The sequence below is a fragment of the Actinomadura opuntiae genome (assembly GCF_030283205.1).
In the GTDB taxonomy this organism is placed as follows: Bacteria; Actinomycetota; Actinomycetes; order Streptosporangiales; family Streptosporangiaceae; genus Spirillospora.
Genome location: NZ_JASNWF010000012.1, coordinates 88,489 through 101,581 on the forward strand (window position 1 = coordinate 88,489; position 13,093 = coordinate 101,581).

General features: G+C 67.9%; 16 protein-coding genes. 5 read left to right on the forward strand and 11 right to left on the reverse strand.

What is annotated here, in order from left to right:
• Positions 1-151: 151 nt before the first annotated feature.
• From QP089_RS25755 to QP089_RS25770, 5 genes are read right to left on the reverse strand one after another with little or no spacing between them, the layout of a single operon-like run.
• Complete coding sequence (locus QP089_RS25755) at positions 152-844, reverse strand: hypothetical protein (RefSeq protein ID WP_285914658.1); 693 nt, start codon at positions 842-844, stop codon at positions 152-154.
• Positions 841-1,155, reverse strand: coding sequence for a hypothetical protein (locus QP089_RS25760; protein ID WP_285914659.1), 315 nt, complete (start codon positions 1,153-1,155; stop codon positions 841-843). The genes QP089_RS25755 and QP089_RS25760 overlap by 4 nt, the downstream gene beginning before the upstream one ends.
• Positions 1,145-1,531: a YbaB/EbfC family nucleoid-associated protein gene (locus QP089_RS48865; protein ID WP_353070619.1), complete on the reverse strand. Its 387-nt coding sequence runs from the start codon at positions 1,529-1,531 to the stop codon at positions 1,145-1,147. The genes QP089_RS25760 and QP089_RS48865 overlap by 11 nt, the downstream gene beginning before the upstream one ends.
• The gene (locus QP089_RS25765) at positions 1,497-2,078 is read right to left on the reverse strand and encodes a YbaB/EbfC family nucleoid-associated protein (RefSeq protein WP_285914660.1); all 582 of its coding nucleotides are present in this window, start codon (positions 2,076-2,078) and stop codon (positions 1,497-1,499) included. The genes QP089_RS48865 and QP089_RS25765 overlap by 35 nt, the downstream gene beginning before the upstream one ends.
• A gap of 40 nt (positions 2,079-2,118) precedes the next feature.
• Positions 2,119-3,300, reverse strand: coding sequence for a S8 family serine peptidase (locus QP089_RS25770; RefSeq protein WP_285914661.1), 1,182 nt, complete (start codon positions 3,298-3,300; stop codon positions 2,119-2,121).
• 976 nt (positions 3,301-4,276) lie between these two features.
• Here QP089_RS25770 and QP089_RS25775 point away from each other — a divergent pair.
• Positions 4,277-4,777 carry a hypothetical protein gene (locus tag QP089_RS25775; RefSeq protein WP_285914663.1) on the forward strand — a complete coding sequence of 167 codons (501 nt, stop codon included), beginning with the start codon at positions 4,277-4,279 and terminating at the stop codon, positions 4,775-4,777.
• Here the strand turns inward: QP089_RS25775 and QP089_RS25780 are convergent.
• The 4 genes from QP089_RS25780 to QP089_RS25795 form a co-directional block, all read right to left on the reverse strand.
• Complete coding sequence (locus tag QP089_RS25780; RefSeq protein ID WP_285914665.1) at positions 4,764-5,222, reverse strand: DUF2563 family protein; 459 nt, start codon at positions 5,220-5,222, stop codon at positions 4,764-4,766. The two genes, QP089_RS25775 and QP089_RS25780, sit on opposite strands and share 14 nt — an antisense overlap.
• Before the next feature lie 16 nt (positions 5,223-5,238).
• Positions 5,239-5,535, reverse strand: coding sequence for a WXG100 family type VII secretion target (locus QP089_RS25785; RefSeq protein WP_285914666.1), 297 nt, complete (start codon positions 5,533-5,535; stop codon positions 5,239-5,241).
• Between the two features lie 38 nt (positions 5,536-5,573).
• Complete coding sequence (locus QP089_RS25790) at positions 5,574-5,888, reverse strand: WXG100 family type VII secretion target (RefSeq protein ID WP_285914668.1); 315 nt, start codon at positions 5,886-5,888, stop codon at positions 5,574-5,576.
• Between the two features lie 324 nt (positions 5,889-6,212).
• Positions 6,213-7,127 (reverse strand): hypothetical protein, encoded by a 915-nt coding sequence (locus QP089_RS25795; RefSeq protein WP_285914670.1) that lies wholly within the window; start codon positions 7,125-7,127, stop codon positions 6,213-6,215.
• Positions 7,128-7,171: 44 nt separating this feature from the next.
• Here QP089_RS25795 and QP089_RS25800 point away from each other — a divergent pair, with 44 nt between their 5' ends.
• Positions 7,172-8,008 (forward strand): 2,3,4,5-tetrahydropyridine-2,6-dicarboxylate N-succinyltransferase, encoded by an 837-nt coding sequence (locus QP089_RS25800; protein WP_285914672.1) that lies wholly within the window; start codon positions 7,172-7,174, stop codon positions 8,006-8,008.
• Here QP089_RS25800 and QP089_RS25805 read toward each other — a convergent pair.
• Positions 7,998-8,687, reverse strand: coding sequence for a 4'-phosphopantetheinyl transferase family protein (locus tag QP089_RS25805; protein WP_285914997.1), 690 nt, complete (start codon positions 8,685-8,687; stop codon positions 7,998-8,000). The genes QP089_RS25800 and QP089_RS25805 overlap by 11 nt on opposite strands.
• A gap of 40 nt (positions 8,688-8,727) precedes the next feature.
• On the opposite strand from QP089_RS25805, the gene dapE reads away from it, so the two are divergent.
• Together dapE and QP089_RS25815 are read left to right on the forward strand one after the other, a co-directional pair.
• Complete coding sequence (gene dapE, locus QP089_RS25810) at positions 8,728-9,792, forward strand: succinyl-diaminopimelate desuccinylase (protein WP_285914673.1); 1,065 nt, start codon at positions 8,728-8,730, stop codon at positions 9,790-9,792.
• 36 nt (positions 9,793-9,828) lie between these two features.
• The gene (locus QP089_RS25815; protein ID WP_285914674.1) at positions 9,829-10,962 is read left to right on the forward strand and encodes an epoxide hydrolase family protein; all 1,134 of its coding nucleotides are present in this window, start codon (positions 9,829-9,831) and stop codon (positions 10,960-10,962) included.
• 6 nt (positions 10,963-10,968) lie between these two features.
• Here QP089_RS25815 and QP089_RS25820 read toward each other — a convergent pair whose 3' ends face one another.
• A complete protein-coding gene (locus tag QP089_RS25820; protein WP_285914675.1) occupies positions 10,969-11,538 on the reverse strand; it encodes a TetR/AcrR family transcriptional regulator in 570 nt (189 codons plus the stop codon).
• A gap of 99 nt (positions 11,539-11,637) precedes the next feature.
• On the opposite strand from QP089_RS25820, the gene QP089_RS25825 reads away from it, so the two are divergent.
• On the forward strand, positions 11,638-13,083 hold the full coding sequence (locus QP089_RS25825) for an MFS transporter (RefSeq protein ID WP_285914677.1): 1,446 nt from the start codon (positions 11,638-11,640) through the stop codon (positions 13,081-13,083).
• Positions 13,084-13,093 lie beyond the last annotated feature (10 nt).

The following is a 13,093-nucleotide window of genomic DNA, read 5'->3' on the forward strand; positions in this document are numbered from 1 at the left end:
TTGTTGCCTACATACCTCTGAAGTGATGAAGAGCCGATCAGTTTGCAGGAATCGACGGCATCCGGGTAGCTCCGCTCATGGGAGTCGGACGATGCCGATGTACAGCCGGCCGTGACCAGCAGCCCGAAGCCGATCGCACATAGGAGTGGTTTCATGTGGGCGTCCAAGCGTGCAAGTCGAGCATCCCCTCCGTAGGCCGGGGGAGAGCCCGAATACCGTTGATATTCTTCAGGGCGGCGTTCAAGGCGACACTGTAGCTTTTATTGGCGTCGATGGCGGCATTTATCAAATTGGTGACGTTGTCCGCGAACTCGGAGAGCAGAGAGGTGAAATGCTTGATGACGAGAGCGAGAGAAGCGCCATCGGTTGCTCCTGCCGCCGCCACCGCCAGGACCGCCTTCCAGTCGCCGAGGAGTCCGCCACCGAAATCCAGAAGGCTCTGGGCGCATTTTGAGATGAACGTTATGCCGTTTTTGTATGCATCTATGACGGCGGAATACATCTGGGTGGTGGCATCGAGGACCCCTTGCAGGGACGTGACATTGTTGGTTATCGTTGTTTTGGCGTCCAACGCGTAGGGGTTGAAGCCGTTCGCGGCGCCGCCTGTCCATCTGGTCTGTAATTGACTGTGTGCTCGCGAGACACCCTCAAATGAGTCGCTCATGGAGCGGATGGCGTTCTCCCACTCCGTTACTGCACGCTGAATGTTGTTGGGGTGCCCTATCATGTCGCGCACCATGTCCAGGGCGTCAAGTGCCTGGTGATGGTTGGTTATCTCCGCGGCCTTCCTCACGGTGGCGGCGTCATCGTGAGGAAAAGGCGCCGGCTCTTCGAGTGTCGTCATTTGAGTATGTCCCGGAGGAGGTCGAGGCTCTTGTGCTCGGCGTGACCATAGTTCGCGGCCACGAGATCCAGGGCATATGCCATGAGATCAAGGTTCGCCACCCCCTGATCTATCTTTTGCCATACGTGATCGACACCGGCGTTGTACTTCGAGACAACGTTCGTCTTCTTGCCGATAATCCCGAGATCATCGGAGCTGAGTTTGGCATTCGCCAGGGTGTTGGTGATGGCAAGCCAGTTTGTATTGGCTGAAACGAGATACTTCGCGGCCTCGCGGAGAGACTCGCGCTGGACGCTGTACCTATCGGCCACGAGCTTGATGCTTTCTAGTTGAGAGTGACGAGTTGCCGGCGGAAGCGCCGTGAGCGGGAAGGCGGAGAGAACTTCTAGCCGCCTCGGCTGCAGCGTTGACAGCTCTCACCAGTTCCCTCCCGAACTCCTCCGCACTGCACCTCCTGATACGCCGGGGATCTAAGTGGATTTGCCGAAGTTGTCCCAGTCCGTTCACTTCGACGGTCCCCAGACCACCCCTGATCTCGATCTCAATGCTTCGATCGATATTCTGTCGGGCGTTCGCCGCAACCTTTTTGGTTTCGGCCTGGAGAGAATCGACCAGATTTCCCAGCGCGCGCACGCTGTCTGCGATTTCGTCGCTATTGGACATCTTCATCGACCAACTTTTGGGCATCCTGAAGATGTGTCAGCCAATCGCTGGTTGCACCAGCGCGAGCCTGGGCGATCACTGTCATTATGAGTGACGAAATCACTTTGGATTGCTGCGTCTTCAACATGTCAGGTGAAACGCTCATGTCAAGTAGTCGACCGTTCCCGTCGACGGTAACACAAATACCTTTTTCTGGACTTTTGGCAGTGTACTGCCGCAACGACGCCTCGTCAATGACGAGGGCCAGGATCTCATGTCGCTTCTCCTGGAAGCTGCGAATGTTCTCTGCGCTCTGTATGGAATCACCGGCAGTGGAAGGTGTCGACGGGGAAAGTGATACCTTTTCTTCGGCGTTCAAATCTTTGTCGCCGCGGGCCGTCGATGCTTGCGTAGGAATGCTCTCTTCGATCTCCGACTCGCCGTTGTCGAGTGTTCTTCCGGTGGAGCCGATGCCGCTTCCCCTGCCTTGGCGACGAGCGGCGGCCCTCCTGCGGTCCTCAATGTCCTCGGCCGTGCGAGGCGCATTCGAGATGCTGATGTTGAGTTCATCTCGTAATCTGTTCTTAGTCATTGGCCATCACCGCGGCGTCACCTCATCGGCATGTAGATCGTCAAAAAGATTTCCGACCGCCGCGTCGACGGTAAAGGACGGTCACGGCAACCGCCACGGCGGCCGTCAAAGCAAACATCGTGCCAAGAATAATATAGACCCTAGAATGGTCGTCTCTTTCTTCTGTTGCTGTTTGGCGTGCAGTCCTGACCGGTCGGCGCTCCGTTTTCTGCTCCGCGCCTCGCTTTTCGAAAGAGGTATAGACAGGATTTGGAGCCGTCTCTGGGACGTCGGCGGTCAGGGCCTTGTAGGGGATCAGGGCGCCGTAGCCGGTCTTCTTGTCCCAGCCCTTGGGGCCTACGTCTCGCGCTGTGGCCAGCATGCGCTGCACAATCTCGCGCCCGGACATGTGCGGGAATCGCGACCTCATCAAGGCCACCACTCCCGAGGTGAGTGCCGCTGCTTGGCTTGTTCCGTTCAGTCCTGAAATGAACGCGCCTGTCCTGCCTATCGACCCCACGGAGACGCCAGGAGCGGCCAAGGCGACGTTAGACCCGGGCGTTGATTTCGCCCATGGTACGAGTTTCGCACTGACTGCCCCCACGGTCAGTACACCCGGACAGTTGGCAGGAGTGTATTCGGAGTCGTACAGGGGGTCATTGCCTGCGCCTGCTACCAAGACCACATCATGGTCGATGGCGTAACCGACTGCGGATCGTATGCCGTCCGGGCATCTGGCGGCCGGGATCACCTCCGACATGTTGATTACTTTGGCTCCATGATCCACGGCATAGCGGATGTCCTTCGCAAATCCAAAGGTGGACGAGACGACGGGAAGTATGCGGCTCTTCGGTGCGATGCCGGCCATTCCGCTGCCTGAGCCCCGACCCGCGATCAGAGCGGCCATTCCGGTCCCGTGCCCACCGGATTTCGTATCAGTGTCCGTGCGCCCGTCGCCGTTCGGCGAGCTGTCGCCTCCGCTGCCGGGCAACACCGCGCCGTTCAGCTCCGGGAGTCGTGCGTTCACGCCTGTGTCGATCAGGCCTAGGGTGACGCCCTCGCCTTCGGTGAGCGGCCACACTCTCCCGGATACCTGCCAGGCGTCGAACCACCACTCCTCTTCACGCGGTGCCGGTGCCGCCTGAGCGGGGGGACCGTTGAGCGAGAGGACGGTCAGAACCGTGACCAGGGCTGCGATTTTCCTTGCGCGTGGAGTCGTTCGCTCAAGGAGATCAACTGCCATGTTCTGAGCTTCTCTCGGCCTGATCAGTGCTGCCGAGCACTCTCGGCGAGACCTCTGTTTCGTCCTTCCAAAGGGAATCGTCCTCGACCAGGTGGACGTCTCTGGTCCGCTCTCCGTTCCTGCCGCCGCCTCCGATCGTCCCGCTCATGGGCAAGCCGGTGCCGCCGGCTCCCTGACGTGCCTCTGTCATGGACATGGCGCTGCCCATGTTGTTCGGGCGCAGGCCTCCACTTCGAAGTACGCCGTCTGTCGATACCTGCCGTGGTCCACCGACAGGTCCGTATGGTTCGAGTGGCTCCGACCCGACGCCTCCCAGCCCCTTGAAGCCGGTACCACCTATCACCCCGCGGGGCGATAGGCCCCTCGGACTCCCTGGACCTGGATTTCCTTCTTGTGGTCCCGGGGGATCCGTGAACTGTGGGAGGCGAGGCCTTCTGCCTCCTCCCTGGGGCCCTGGAACCGAGCGCGGCGGAATGCTCTCGCCTGTTGGCGGCCATGAGGTGCCGCCACCGCCGATCGCGGGAGGAATCTGCCCGTGGCCAGGAACGGTCCGGCCATCGTGGATCGGTGCGGCCGTCCCTGGGGGATTGGGTGCTCCGCCTGGGGGCTGACCCGAGCCAGGGCCCGACCCAGCCAGGTCCGTGGGACTACCGGCATGTGGTGGCGCCGGGAGGGCCGTCCCCGGCTCGCCGGAAGGCCGCTCGGCCGTTCGTGGATCCGAACTGTGAGCGGGAGCCGTCTGTAGCGATGGTGCAGCCTGACCGCCTCCATTGCCGACTAGCGGACCACTGAGCGCAGAGACACCTGCGCCCGTGCTCTGCCCACCGGCTCCCGACGCCCCACCGGGCGCTTCCGATCCGGCGCCGCCTCCGCTGCGGGGAGCATCCCAGACGGGCTTCGGCGAGTCGAGGATGAGTGTGGCGGGGATCTGGTCAAAGGCGGAGGCGAGGGAAGTGTTCGTCTTGGCCAGGGCCTGTTGAGCGGCCTTGGTGTCGGCGGGCGACGCCGCGGCTTCACCGACTATGCCCGGCACGAGTGCCGCCGGTCCGGTCGGGGCCGGGATCTGAGGCGGGTTTCGAAGTGCCGCGACGCCACTGGACATGGCCGTTCCGAACTGGCTGCTCGCTTTGGCGATCGTGGCGGCGTTCTCGGTGAGCTGTTTGATCTCGCTCGTGCCGACCTGCTGAGCGTCTCCGTCCCAGATCTGGTTCAGCCGCTTGGTGTGCTGCCCGAGGCGCTGTTCGAGATCCTGCAGCGCGCCTTGCAGCTTGGTGTAGGCCTGCTGGAGCGCTTCGAGGTCCGTCGGCTTGACGTTCGCGAAGAAGGTCTTGATGGTCAGGTAGTCGTACTGGGCCGGGTCACCGTGACCGAGGGATCCGGTGCGGATACCGCGCTCGTACGGGTGCAGTGTCAATGCCGGTTACCTCCTCGCCGATCAGAAATCGTCTGGTGGGGTGTCTCGTCTACCAGGGGGTGACGTTCTTTGGCGCCGCGCTGTTGGCCGCGGTCTTCGCCCCATCCTCTGCCTTGCCGTAAGTCTTGGCCGCCGCCTCTATCCGGCCGGCTTCCGCGTAGCAACCCTGCACGAACTGCTCGAGGCCGGTGAGCATGTTGGTGTGGGCTGTGTTGACTTTGGAGGCCAGTTGCTGGGCGACGTCCCAGCCGCCTACCTCGTGTACCTGGATCTTGAGGGCTTGGACGGCCTGTTCCAGGGCCTTGACGTCGTTGCGCATCTCGTCGGCGACCTTGAGGAGTTCCCGGCGGCGGACCTCGTACTTGCCGGCGCCTCGGGACGGTCGGCCGGCGGCCGCCGGTTGGGGGGCGGGCTGCCGGGGGGCGGCGCTCGGGGGAGTGGCGGGGGGTGGGGAGCCGTTCGGGAACAGGAGCTGGTTCAGGTCGTTCGAGGGGTCTTGGGGAGGCATGGGCGGTCCTTGGGGGTCAGCTGCTCCACATGGCGGTGTTCTGGCGTTCGGCGCCGAGGTGGATGTCGTGGGATTCGCCGATGACCTTGCTCATGCTGGAGACGGCGGTGGCCATGCGCTGGGCGGCCAGTTTCCATTCGCGGGATTTCTGTTCGTAGGCGTGGCGGGCGTCGCCGTCCCATTCGGCCAGGTGGGCGCGGACCTGGCTGTCGAGGGTGTCCAGGGTGGCCTGGTAGCTCTTGAGGGCGCTGGTGAAGTTGGCCTGGGCGTTTTGCATGCCGCCGAAGTTGACGTAGGTGTAGTCGGTGCTCATCGCCGGTCCTCCAGGTGTGGGGGTGTGGGGAGTGGTGGTCAGCCGTTGACCAGGCCTTTGAGGGTGTTGACGCGGGCGGTCTTGTTCTGTTCGGCGGTCTGGAACTTGGCGCGGGTGTCCACGAGCTTTTCGTGGATGAGGTTCAGGTCTTTGAGGACCTTGGCGAACTCGGTCTCGAAGAGGTTGTAGACCTGGGTGAAGGCGGCGGAGGACTCGCCCTTCCAGGCGCTTTGGAGTTCGGCGTGGTGGGTGTTGAGCTGGTTCTTGATCTGGCCGATCTGGCCGTGGGTGTCCTGGACGTTGCCGGCGGCCTGCTGCATGTGCTGCCGGTTGACCGATGACTGGTTGGTCATCGTGGTTCTCCTTCACGTCGGCGGTTCGGGGGCGTCACGACGTGGCGCTCGGACGTATCGGCTTTGGAACCCCGGGTCACCGATACGACGACACACCCCGTGACAGCGAGCAAGATGAAGCGTAGAGACCGGTGATTCCCGCTGTCCATCAGGTATGTCACCTGTGGATAACTATGGGCGATGGGACATCTGGGACTGAACAGGCCAAGCGGTCAAGCCGCCGTTCGGTTCCACCGTTATCTGGCCGGAACCGGCCGCTGAGCGGCGGGCTGCCAGGCAGTACTCAGACGAATGAGTTGAAGAAGTCGGCGCCGTTTGCGGTGATCAGTGGATGATCACGTGGTCGGTTGGGGCGTTCTTGTCCTGGGTCCAGCCGTCGTGGCCGGCGTCGGACTTCCAGTGGCGGCCGGCGTAGCGGACTTCCTTGAGGCCGTAGAACTGGGCGTGCGTGACCGCCCAGGCGGCGACGGCCCAGCCGGCGCGGGGGTTGGTGACCTTGACGCCGTTCCAGGAGTCGGGACGGGACGGGGCGCCGGCGGTGAGCGGGCCCGGGCCGTCCACCCGGAGGCGGGCGCCGAAGGCGCGGCGCATCTCGCGGATCGCGTCGGGACGGTGCGAGGCGGTCTGCTTGTCCGGCGGGTACCAGCAGCGGGCGGCCCCGGGCTCGCGGCCGGTGAACACCTGCGCGAGGAGCTTGCCGTCGGATTCGTGCTGGGCGTAGGCGCTGCCGTCCGCGCTGTGCTGGACGCGTTGCGCCGCGTCGTGCAGGTCGCGGTCGAGGTAGTCCTTGACCTTGACCAGGGCGTCGAAGAACTTGCTCGTGGACTGCACGGGGTCGCGCAGCTTCGCGGGGCTGCCCCAGCCCTGCGACGGGCGCTGCTGGAACATGCCGACCGAGTCGCGGTCGCCGTCGGCGAGGTTGCGGATGTGCGACTCCTGGATGGCGGTGGCGTAGGCGATCACCGCGGCGCGTTCGGGCAGCTGCTTGCGGAAGGCCACGGCGGCGATGGTGGAGGCGTTGGCGGCCTGGTCCAGGTCCAGCGGCATCGTGGACCTGCCCGCGGCGACCTCGCAGCCCGACCCGTGCAGGTAGGGGCGGGCGCGGTCGAACGCGATGTACCCGCCCACGCCCAGCACGAGGACGAGGACCGCCACGACGTACGGCCAGCGCCGCCGGCGGCGCCCCCCGCCGCCCGAATCCGGCTCGGGCCGCGTCCTCAACCTCGACCAAACAGCCACGCGAAGAAGGTACCGGGAACAGGCCACCAGTAAGCTCAAGGACCATGACCGAAACGTTCACCAGCCCGATCTCCGGGGTCATCGACGAGCTGTGGGAGCGGCGCGCCGAGCTGAGCCCGGACGACACCGACGCGCGCGCCGCGATCGTGGCCGCCGTCGACCAGCTCGACGCCGGCGAGGCCCGCGTCGCCCGCATCGACCCCGCCACCGACGAGGTGGTCGTCGACGAGCGCGCCAAGCGGTCCATCCTGCTGAGCTTCAAGGTCCTCGGCATGGTGCGCTCCCAGGTCGGAGACTTCCAGTACCACGACCGCATCCCGCTGAAGAGCCGGTTCGACGGCGTCCGCGTGGTGCCGGGCGCGATCGCCCGCTGGGGCGCCTACCTGGCGCCGGGCGTGGTGCTGATGCCCTCGTTCACCAACTTCGGCGCCTACGTCGACTCCGGGACCATGGTCGACACCTGGGCCACCGTGGGGTCGTGCGCGCAGATCGGCAAGAACGTCCACCTGTCGGGCGGAGTAGGAATCGGCGGCGTGCTGGAGCCCCCGAACGCCAAGCCGGTGGTCGTCGAGGACGAGGCGATGATCGGCAGCCGCTCGATGATCGTCGAGGGGGCGCGGGTCGGCAAGGGCGCGGTGGTCGGCTCGGGGACGAACCTGTCGGCGTCCATGCCGGTCATCGACGTGGAGACGGGCGAGGAGATCAGCCGGGGCCGCATCCCGGACTGGTGCGTCGCGGTCGGCGGCACCCGCTACAAGGAGTTCAAGGGCGGGACGTTCGGGCTCCCGGCGGTGCTGATCCTCAAGCGCCTCGACCCGGGGCAGCGGCACGACAAGGCGTCGCTGAACGACATCCTGCGCGACCACGGCATCAATACGTGAGGCCGGTCTCGCTGATCTTCAGGGGACGGTCGGTGAGGACGGCGAGGGACGCGGCGTAGCCGGGGCCCGGGGCGAGGTCGGCGAGGCGGACGGGGGACACCGCCTTGTCGTCGTCCCAGGAGAGCACCTCGGCGGGCTCGTCCGGGCCGGACACGTGGATGGCCGTCATGGGGGCGGCCAGCCCGTGGCCCGTCGCCTTCAGCAGCGCCTCCTTGCGGCACCAGTAGGCGTGGAAGCCGCGTTTGCGCCGGTCGGCGGGCAGTCCGGCGAGGACCTCGCGCTCGGGGGCGCTGAGGACCATCTCGCCGAGCCGGTCGACGTCCCGGTCGCTCTCCCGCTCGACGTCCACGCCGACCTCGGGGCCGTCCGTCAGGACGAGGACGACCCGGTCGGCGGAGTGCGACAGCGAGAAGTCCAGGGAGTGGCCGGGGAGGCGCGGCTTGCCGTGCGACCCGCCGCAGTGCGGGCAGTCGGTGGTGAACCGGATGTCGCCGGGCGCCAGGTCCGTCGCCTCGGCGAGGACCGTGCGGGCCAGGAAGCGGCCGGTGACGAAGCGCGCCTTGTCCTCGGCGCGCATGAACCGTTCGTAGCGTTCGCGCTCGCCGGCGTCCAGAAGGTCGCGCATATGCGGTTCGTCCGAGGGGACCGCCCAGTGGACGGCGCATTCCAGCACAGGCATCTCCACGCCCGCGATCATAAGCCGCGTACGCTTGCTGTCCATGCGGCTCGATCTGTTCTCTGACGTTGCGGACCTGACGGCGGCGATCGTCGACATCGAGTCGGTGAGCGGTGCGGAGGGTCCGCTCGCCGACGCCGTGGAGGAGGCGCTGCGCGCGTTTGCGCACCTCGCGGTGGAGCGCGACGGGAACAACGTGATCGCCCGCACGGACCTCGGGCGCGCCGAGCGGGTCGTCCTGGCCGGGCACCTCGACACCGTCCCGCTGAACGGCAACCTCCCGTCCCACATGGAGGGCGACCGGCTCTACGGGTGCGGGACCACCGACATGAAGAGCGGCGTCGCGGTGGCGTTGCGGCTGGCCGCGACCGTGACCGAGCCGACCCGCGACATCACCTTCGTCTTCTACGAGTGCGAGGAGATCGAGGCGGAGCGCAACGGGTTGCGGCGGCTCGCGGCGACCCGTCCCGAGCTGCTCTCCGGCGACTTCGCGGTGCTGATGGAGCCGACGGGCGCGCACATCGAGGGCGGCTGCCAGGGCACGATGCGGGTCGAGGTCACGGCGAAGGGGGAGCGGGCGCACAGCGCGCGCGCGTGGATGGGGTCCAACGCGATCCACACGGCCGGGCGGATTCTCGACGTCCTGCGCGCCTACGAGCCGACACGCCCGGTCGTGGACGGCCTGGAGTACCACGAGGGCCTGAACGCGGTGTTCATCCAGGGCGGCGTCGCCGGCAACGTCATCCCGGACGAATGCGTCGTCACGGTCAACTACCGGTTCGCGCCCGACAAGTCCGTGGCCGATGCGGAGGCGTATCTGCGCGGGGTGTTCGACGGCTTCGACGTCAAGGTGACCGACGCCGCGTCCGCCGCCCGCCCCGGCCTCACCCATCCGGCCGCCGCCGCGTTCGTGTCGTCGGTCGCGTCCGGCGGCACCGAGGTGCGCGCCAAGCTCGGCTGGACGGACGTGGCGCGCTTCTCCGAGCTCGGCGTCCCCGCCGTCAACTACGGCCCCGGCGAGCCCACCCTCGCCCACACCAGGGACGAGTACGTCGAGATGCCGCTGATCGCCGAATGCGAGGCCCGCATGCGCGCCTGGCTCACCTGAGGGCCGGCGCACCCGGAGAAGGCCGAGGAGGCTTGCATGGCCCGCAGCGCACCTGTGATCGCGGTGACCGACGCTGAGCTGGACGACCTGCGCTCACGCCTGCGAGGCACGCGATGGCCGGCCGTCTGGCCGACCGGCGGCTGGGACGCGGGCACCGACGAGGGCGAGCTGCGGCGGCTCGTCGACCACTGGGCCCACGGCTACGACTGGCGGGCCCAGGAGGCCGCCATCAACGCGCTGCCGTCGCACTTCACCGACATCGACGGGACGCCGGTCCACTACCTGCGCTTCGACGGCGAGCGGCCCGGCGCGCTGCCGATCATCGTGACCCACGGCTGGCCCAGCTCCTTCCTCGAACTGACCGGACTCGCCGAACGGCTGGCCCATCCGGCGCGGTACGGAGGCGACGCCGCCGACGCCTTCACGGTGATCGTTCCGTCGCTGCCGGGCTTCGCGTTCTCGCCGCAGCGGCCCTCGCTGGACGCCACGGTGCAGACGCACGAGCTGTGGCACCGGTTGATGCACGACGAACTCGGCTTCGACCGGTACGCCGCGCACGGAGGCGACCTCGGCGCCGGGATCAGCTCGCGACTCGGCGAGGCCCACCCCGAGGCGGTGGTCGGCATCCACCTGCTGGCGGTCGCCGCCCCTGCCGCGTACGACCCGTCCGGCCTCACCAGGGAGGAACGGGCCTATCTCGAGGCCGTGACGGCGTGGAGCGCCGAAGAGGGCGGCTACCAGCACCAGCAGAGCACCCGGCCCCTCACCCTGAGCTACGGGCTGGCCGACTCGCCTGCCGGGCTGCTCGCCTGGATCGTCGAGAAGTACCGCGCGTGGAGCGACAGTGGGGGCGACCTGTCGTCCCGCTTCAGCGACGACTTCGTCCTGACCCAGGCGTCGCTGTACTGGTTCACTCGAACCATCTCGACCTCCTTCCGGCCCTACTACGAGTACAACAAGGGTCTGACAAGACGTGTGGAGCGTGTGGACGTCCCCACGGCCGTCGCGCTGTTCCCGGCCGACATCAGCCGGCCGCCCCGCAGCTGGGCCGAGCGGACCTACAACGTCACCAGGTACACCCGCATGCCTCGCGGTGGGCATTTCGCCGCGCACGAGGAACCCGACCTGCTCGCCCGCGACATCGCCGAGTTCTTCCGCGACCACCGGTAGGGACGGTCAGGTCCGCAGACCTTTGAGGATGACGTCGGCGTAGAGCTGGTGCGCGCCCGGCGGCGTGTTGGTGACGGCCACGGCCAGGCCGCACATCAGGGCCCGGAACTCGTTGACGCCCACGTCGGGGCGCAGCACCCCGGCCGCGCGGGCGCGGTCGAGGAGCGCGGACACCTTGTCGTGCAGGTCGTGGTTCTGGACGCGCGCGCCCTCCTCGAAGAGCTGCCCGATGTCGCCGAAGACCTCGCGCAGCCCGCGGTTGCGGACCATGATCTCGGCGCTGCGGCGGACGAACAGGACGACCCCGTCCCACGGGTCGGGCTCCCTCAGGGCGTCGGCGGCCTTGGCGGCGCCGTCGGCCATCCACTCGGCCGTCAGCTCGTCGATGAGCGCCTGCTTGGTCGGGAAATGCCGGTAGATCGTCCCGACGCCGACGCCGGCGCGCTTCGCGATGTCCTCCATCTGGGCCTCGTTGCCGTCCGCCTCGAACGCGGCGCGGGCGGCCTCCAGGACGCGGCGGCGGTTGCGGCGGGCGTCGGCCCGCAGCGGCCGGGGACTCGACGGGGTGGCGGTCATCGCGTCAAGTCAACCACGGATTGACAACCGGAATCGGGCTTCCGTATCGTCCAGGATCGCAAGCGGAACCGGAATTCGACTTCCAAATAGGAGCCGCGCATGGCCGCCCGGCAGCGGGGGCTCGCCCTCGCCCTGCTCGTCACCGTCCAGTTCGTCCTGGTGCTGGACGCCTCGATCGTCAACGTCGCGCTGCCGTCCATCGGCCGCGACCTGCACTTCGACCGGGCCGACCTGTCCTGGGTCGGCAACGCCTACACGCTGGCCTTCGGCGGCTTCCTGCTGTTCGGCGGCCGGGTCGCCGACCTGGCCGGACGGCGCCGGATGTTCGTCGCCGGGCTCGCGCTGTTCACCGCCGCCTCGCTGGCCGGCGGGCTCGCCCCCGCCGCGGGCGCGCTCGTCGGCGCGCGGGCCGTGCAGGGCCTCGGCGCGGCGCTGGCGGCGCCCGCCGCGCTCTCGCTGATCATGACGCTGTTCCCCGACGGCCCGGAGCGCAACCGGGCGCTCGGGCTGTTCGGCGCGGTCGCGGGCGCCGGCGGGGCGGCCGGCGCGATCCTCGGCGGGCTGCTCACCGACTGGTTCGGCTGGGAGGCGGTGCTGTTCGTCAACGTCCCGATCGGCGCCGCGGCCATCGCGCTCGCGCCCGTCCTGCTGCCCGAGGCCCGCGACCGGACAGTGCACGGCTTCGACCTGTTCGGCGCGGTCGCGGTCACCGGCGGGCTGGCGCTGCTCGTCTACACGCTCGTGGACGCGAACAACGCCGGCTGGGACTCCACGGCGACCTACCTGCGGGGCGCCGGCGCCGCCGCGCTGCTCGCCGCGTTCGTCGCGGTCGAGGCGCGGGCGCGGCACCCGCTCGTCCCGCTTGGCGTGTTCCGAGGGCGGTCGCTGCGCGGCGGCAACCTCGCGGCCGTCCTCGCCACGATGGCGGTCTTCCCGATGTTCTACGTCATGACCCTCTACCTGCAGCAGGTCAAGGGGTACGGGCCGATCCGGGCGGGGCTCGGGCAGCTGCCCGTCGCGGTCACCATGGCGGCCGGCGCCGGAGCCGGGGCCCGGCTGGTCACCCGGTTCGGCACGCGGGCGCCGCTGGCCGCCGGGCTCGCCACCGTCGCGGCCGGCCTGGCCTGGTTCAGCCGGATGTCCGCGACCGGCCACTACGCCGCGGACGTCCTCGGCCCCGCGATCGTCATGGGGATCGGCGGCGGGCTGATGTTCGTGTCGGTCACCGTCGCCGCCACCGCGGGCGCGTCGGCGGAGGAGTCGGGCCTGGCGTCCGGGCTGATCAACACGACGCAGCAGGTCGGCGGCGCGCTCGGCCTGGCCGTGGTGGTCGCGGTGTCCACCGCGGCGACCGAGCACTCCTCCGCGCGGGTCCCCGCGGTCGCGCTCACCGACGGGTTCCAGGCCGGCATGCTGGCGTCGGCCGGGGCCGCGCTGGCGGCCGCGCTGGTCGCGCTGCTGCTCGTCCCCGGCCGTCCGGCGGACGAACCGGGAGGGACGCCCGTAACCGCACCGTCGCCGAGCCGATCCGAAATCGGCGGCTGACGATCGGCGG

What these genes read in the sequence shown, in the direction of transcription:
- QP089_RS25755 (WP_285914658.1), bottom strand. Translation starts at nt 844, where the DNA reads ATGACGACACTCGAAGAGCCGGCGCCTTTTCCTCACGATGACGCCGCC.
- QP089_RS48865 (WP_353070619.1), bottom strand. Translation starts at nt 1,531, where the DNA reads ATGCCCAAAAGTTGGTCGATGAAGATGTCCAATAGCGACGAAATCGCA.
- QP089_RS25765 (WP_285914660.1), bottom strand. Translation starts at nt 2,078, where the DNA reads ATGACTAAGAACAGATTACGAGATGAACTCAACATCAGCATCTCGAAT.
- QP089_RS25770 (WP_285914661.1), bottom strand. Translation starts at nt 3,300, where the DNA reads ATGGCAGTTGATCTCCTTGAGCGAACGACTCCACGCGCAAGGAAAATC.
- QP089_RS25780 (WP_285914665.1), bottom strand. Translation starts at nt 5,222, where the DNA reads ATGCCTCCCCAAGACCCCTCGAACGACCTGAACCAGCTCCTGTTCCCG.
- QP089_RS25785 (WP_285914666.1), bottom strand. Translation starts at nt 5,535, where the DNA reads ATGAGCACCGACTACACCTACGTCAACTTCGGCGGCATGCAAAACGCC.
- QP089_RS25790 (WP_285914668.1), bottom strand. Translation starts at nt 5,888, where the DNA reads ATGACCAACCAGTCATCGGTCAACCGGCAGCACATGCAGCAGGCCGCC.
- QP089_RS25800 (WP_285914672.1), top strand. Translation starts at nt 7,172, where the DNA reads ATGACCGAAACGTTCACCAGCCCGATCTCCGGGGTCATCGACGAGCTG.
- QP089_RS25805 (WP_285914997.1), bottom strand. Translation starts at nt 8,687, where the DNA reads ATGCCTGTGCTGGAATGCGCCGTCCACTGGGCGGTCCCCTCGGACGAA.
- dapE (WP_285914673.1), top strand. Translation starts at nt 8,728, where the DNA reads ATGCGGCTCGATCTGTTCTCTGACGTTGCGGACCTGACGGCGGCGATC.
- QP089_RS25815 (WP_285914674.1), top strand. Translation starts at nt 9,829, where the DNA reads ATGGCCCGCAGCGCACCTGTGATCGCGGTGACCGACGCTGAGCTGGAC.
- QP089_RS25820 (WP_285914675.1), bottom strand. Translation starts at nt 11,538, where the DNA reads ATGACCGCCACCCCGTCGAGTCCCCGGCCGCTGCGGGCCGACGCCCGC.
- QP089_RS25825 (WP_285914677.1), top strand. Translation starts at nt 11,638, where the DNA reads ATGGCCGCCCGGCAGCGGGGGCTCGCCCTCGCCCTGCTCGTCACCGTC.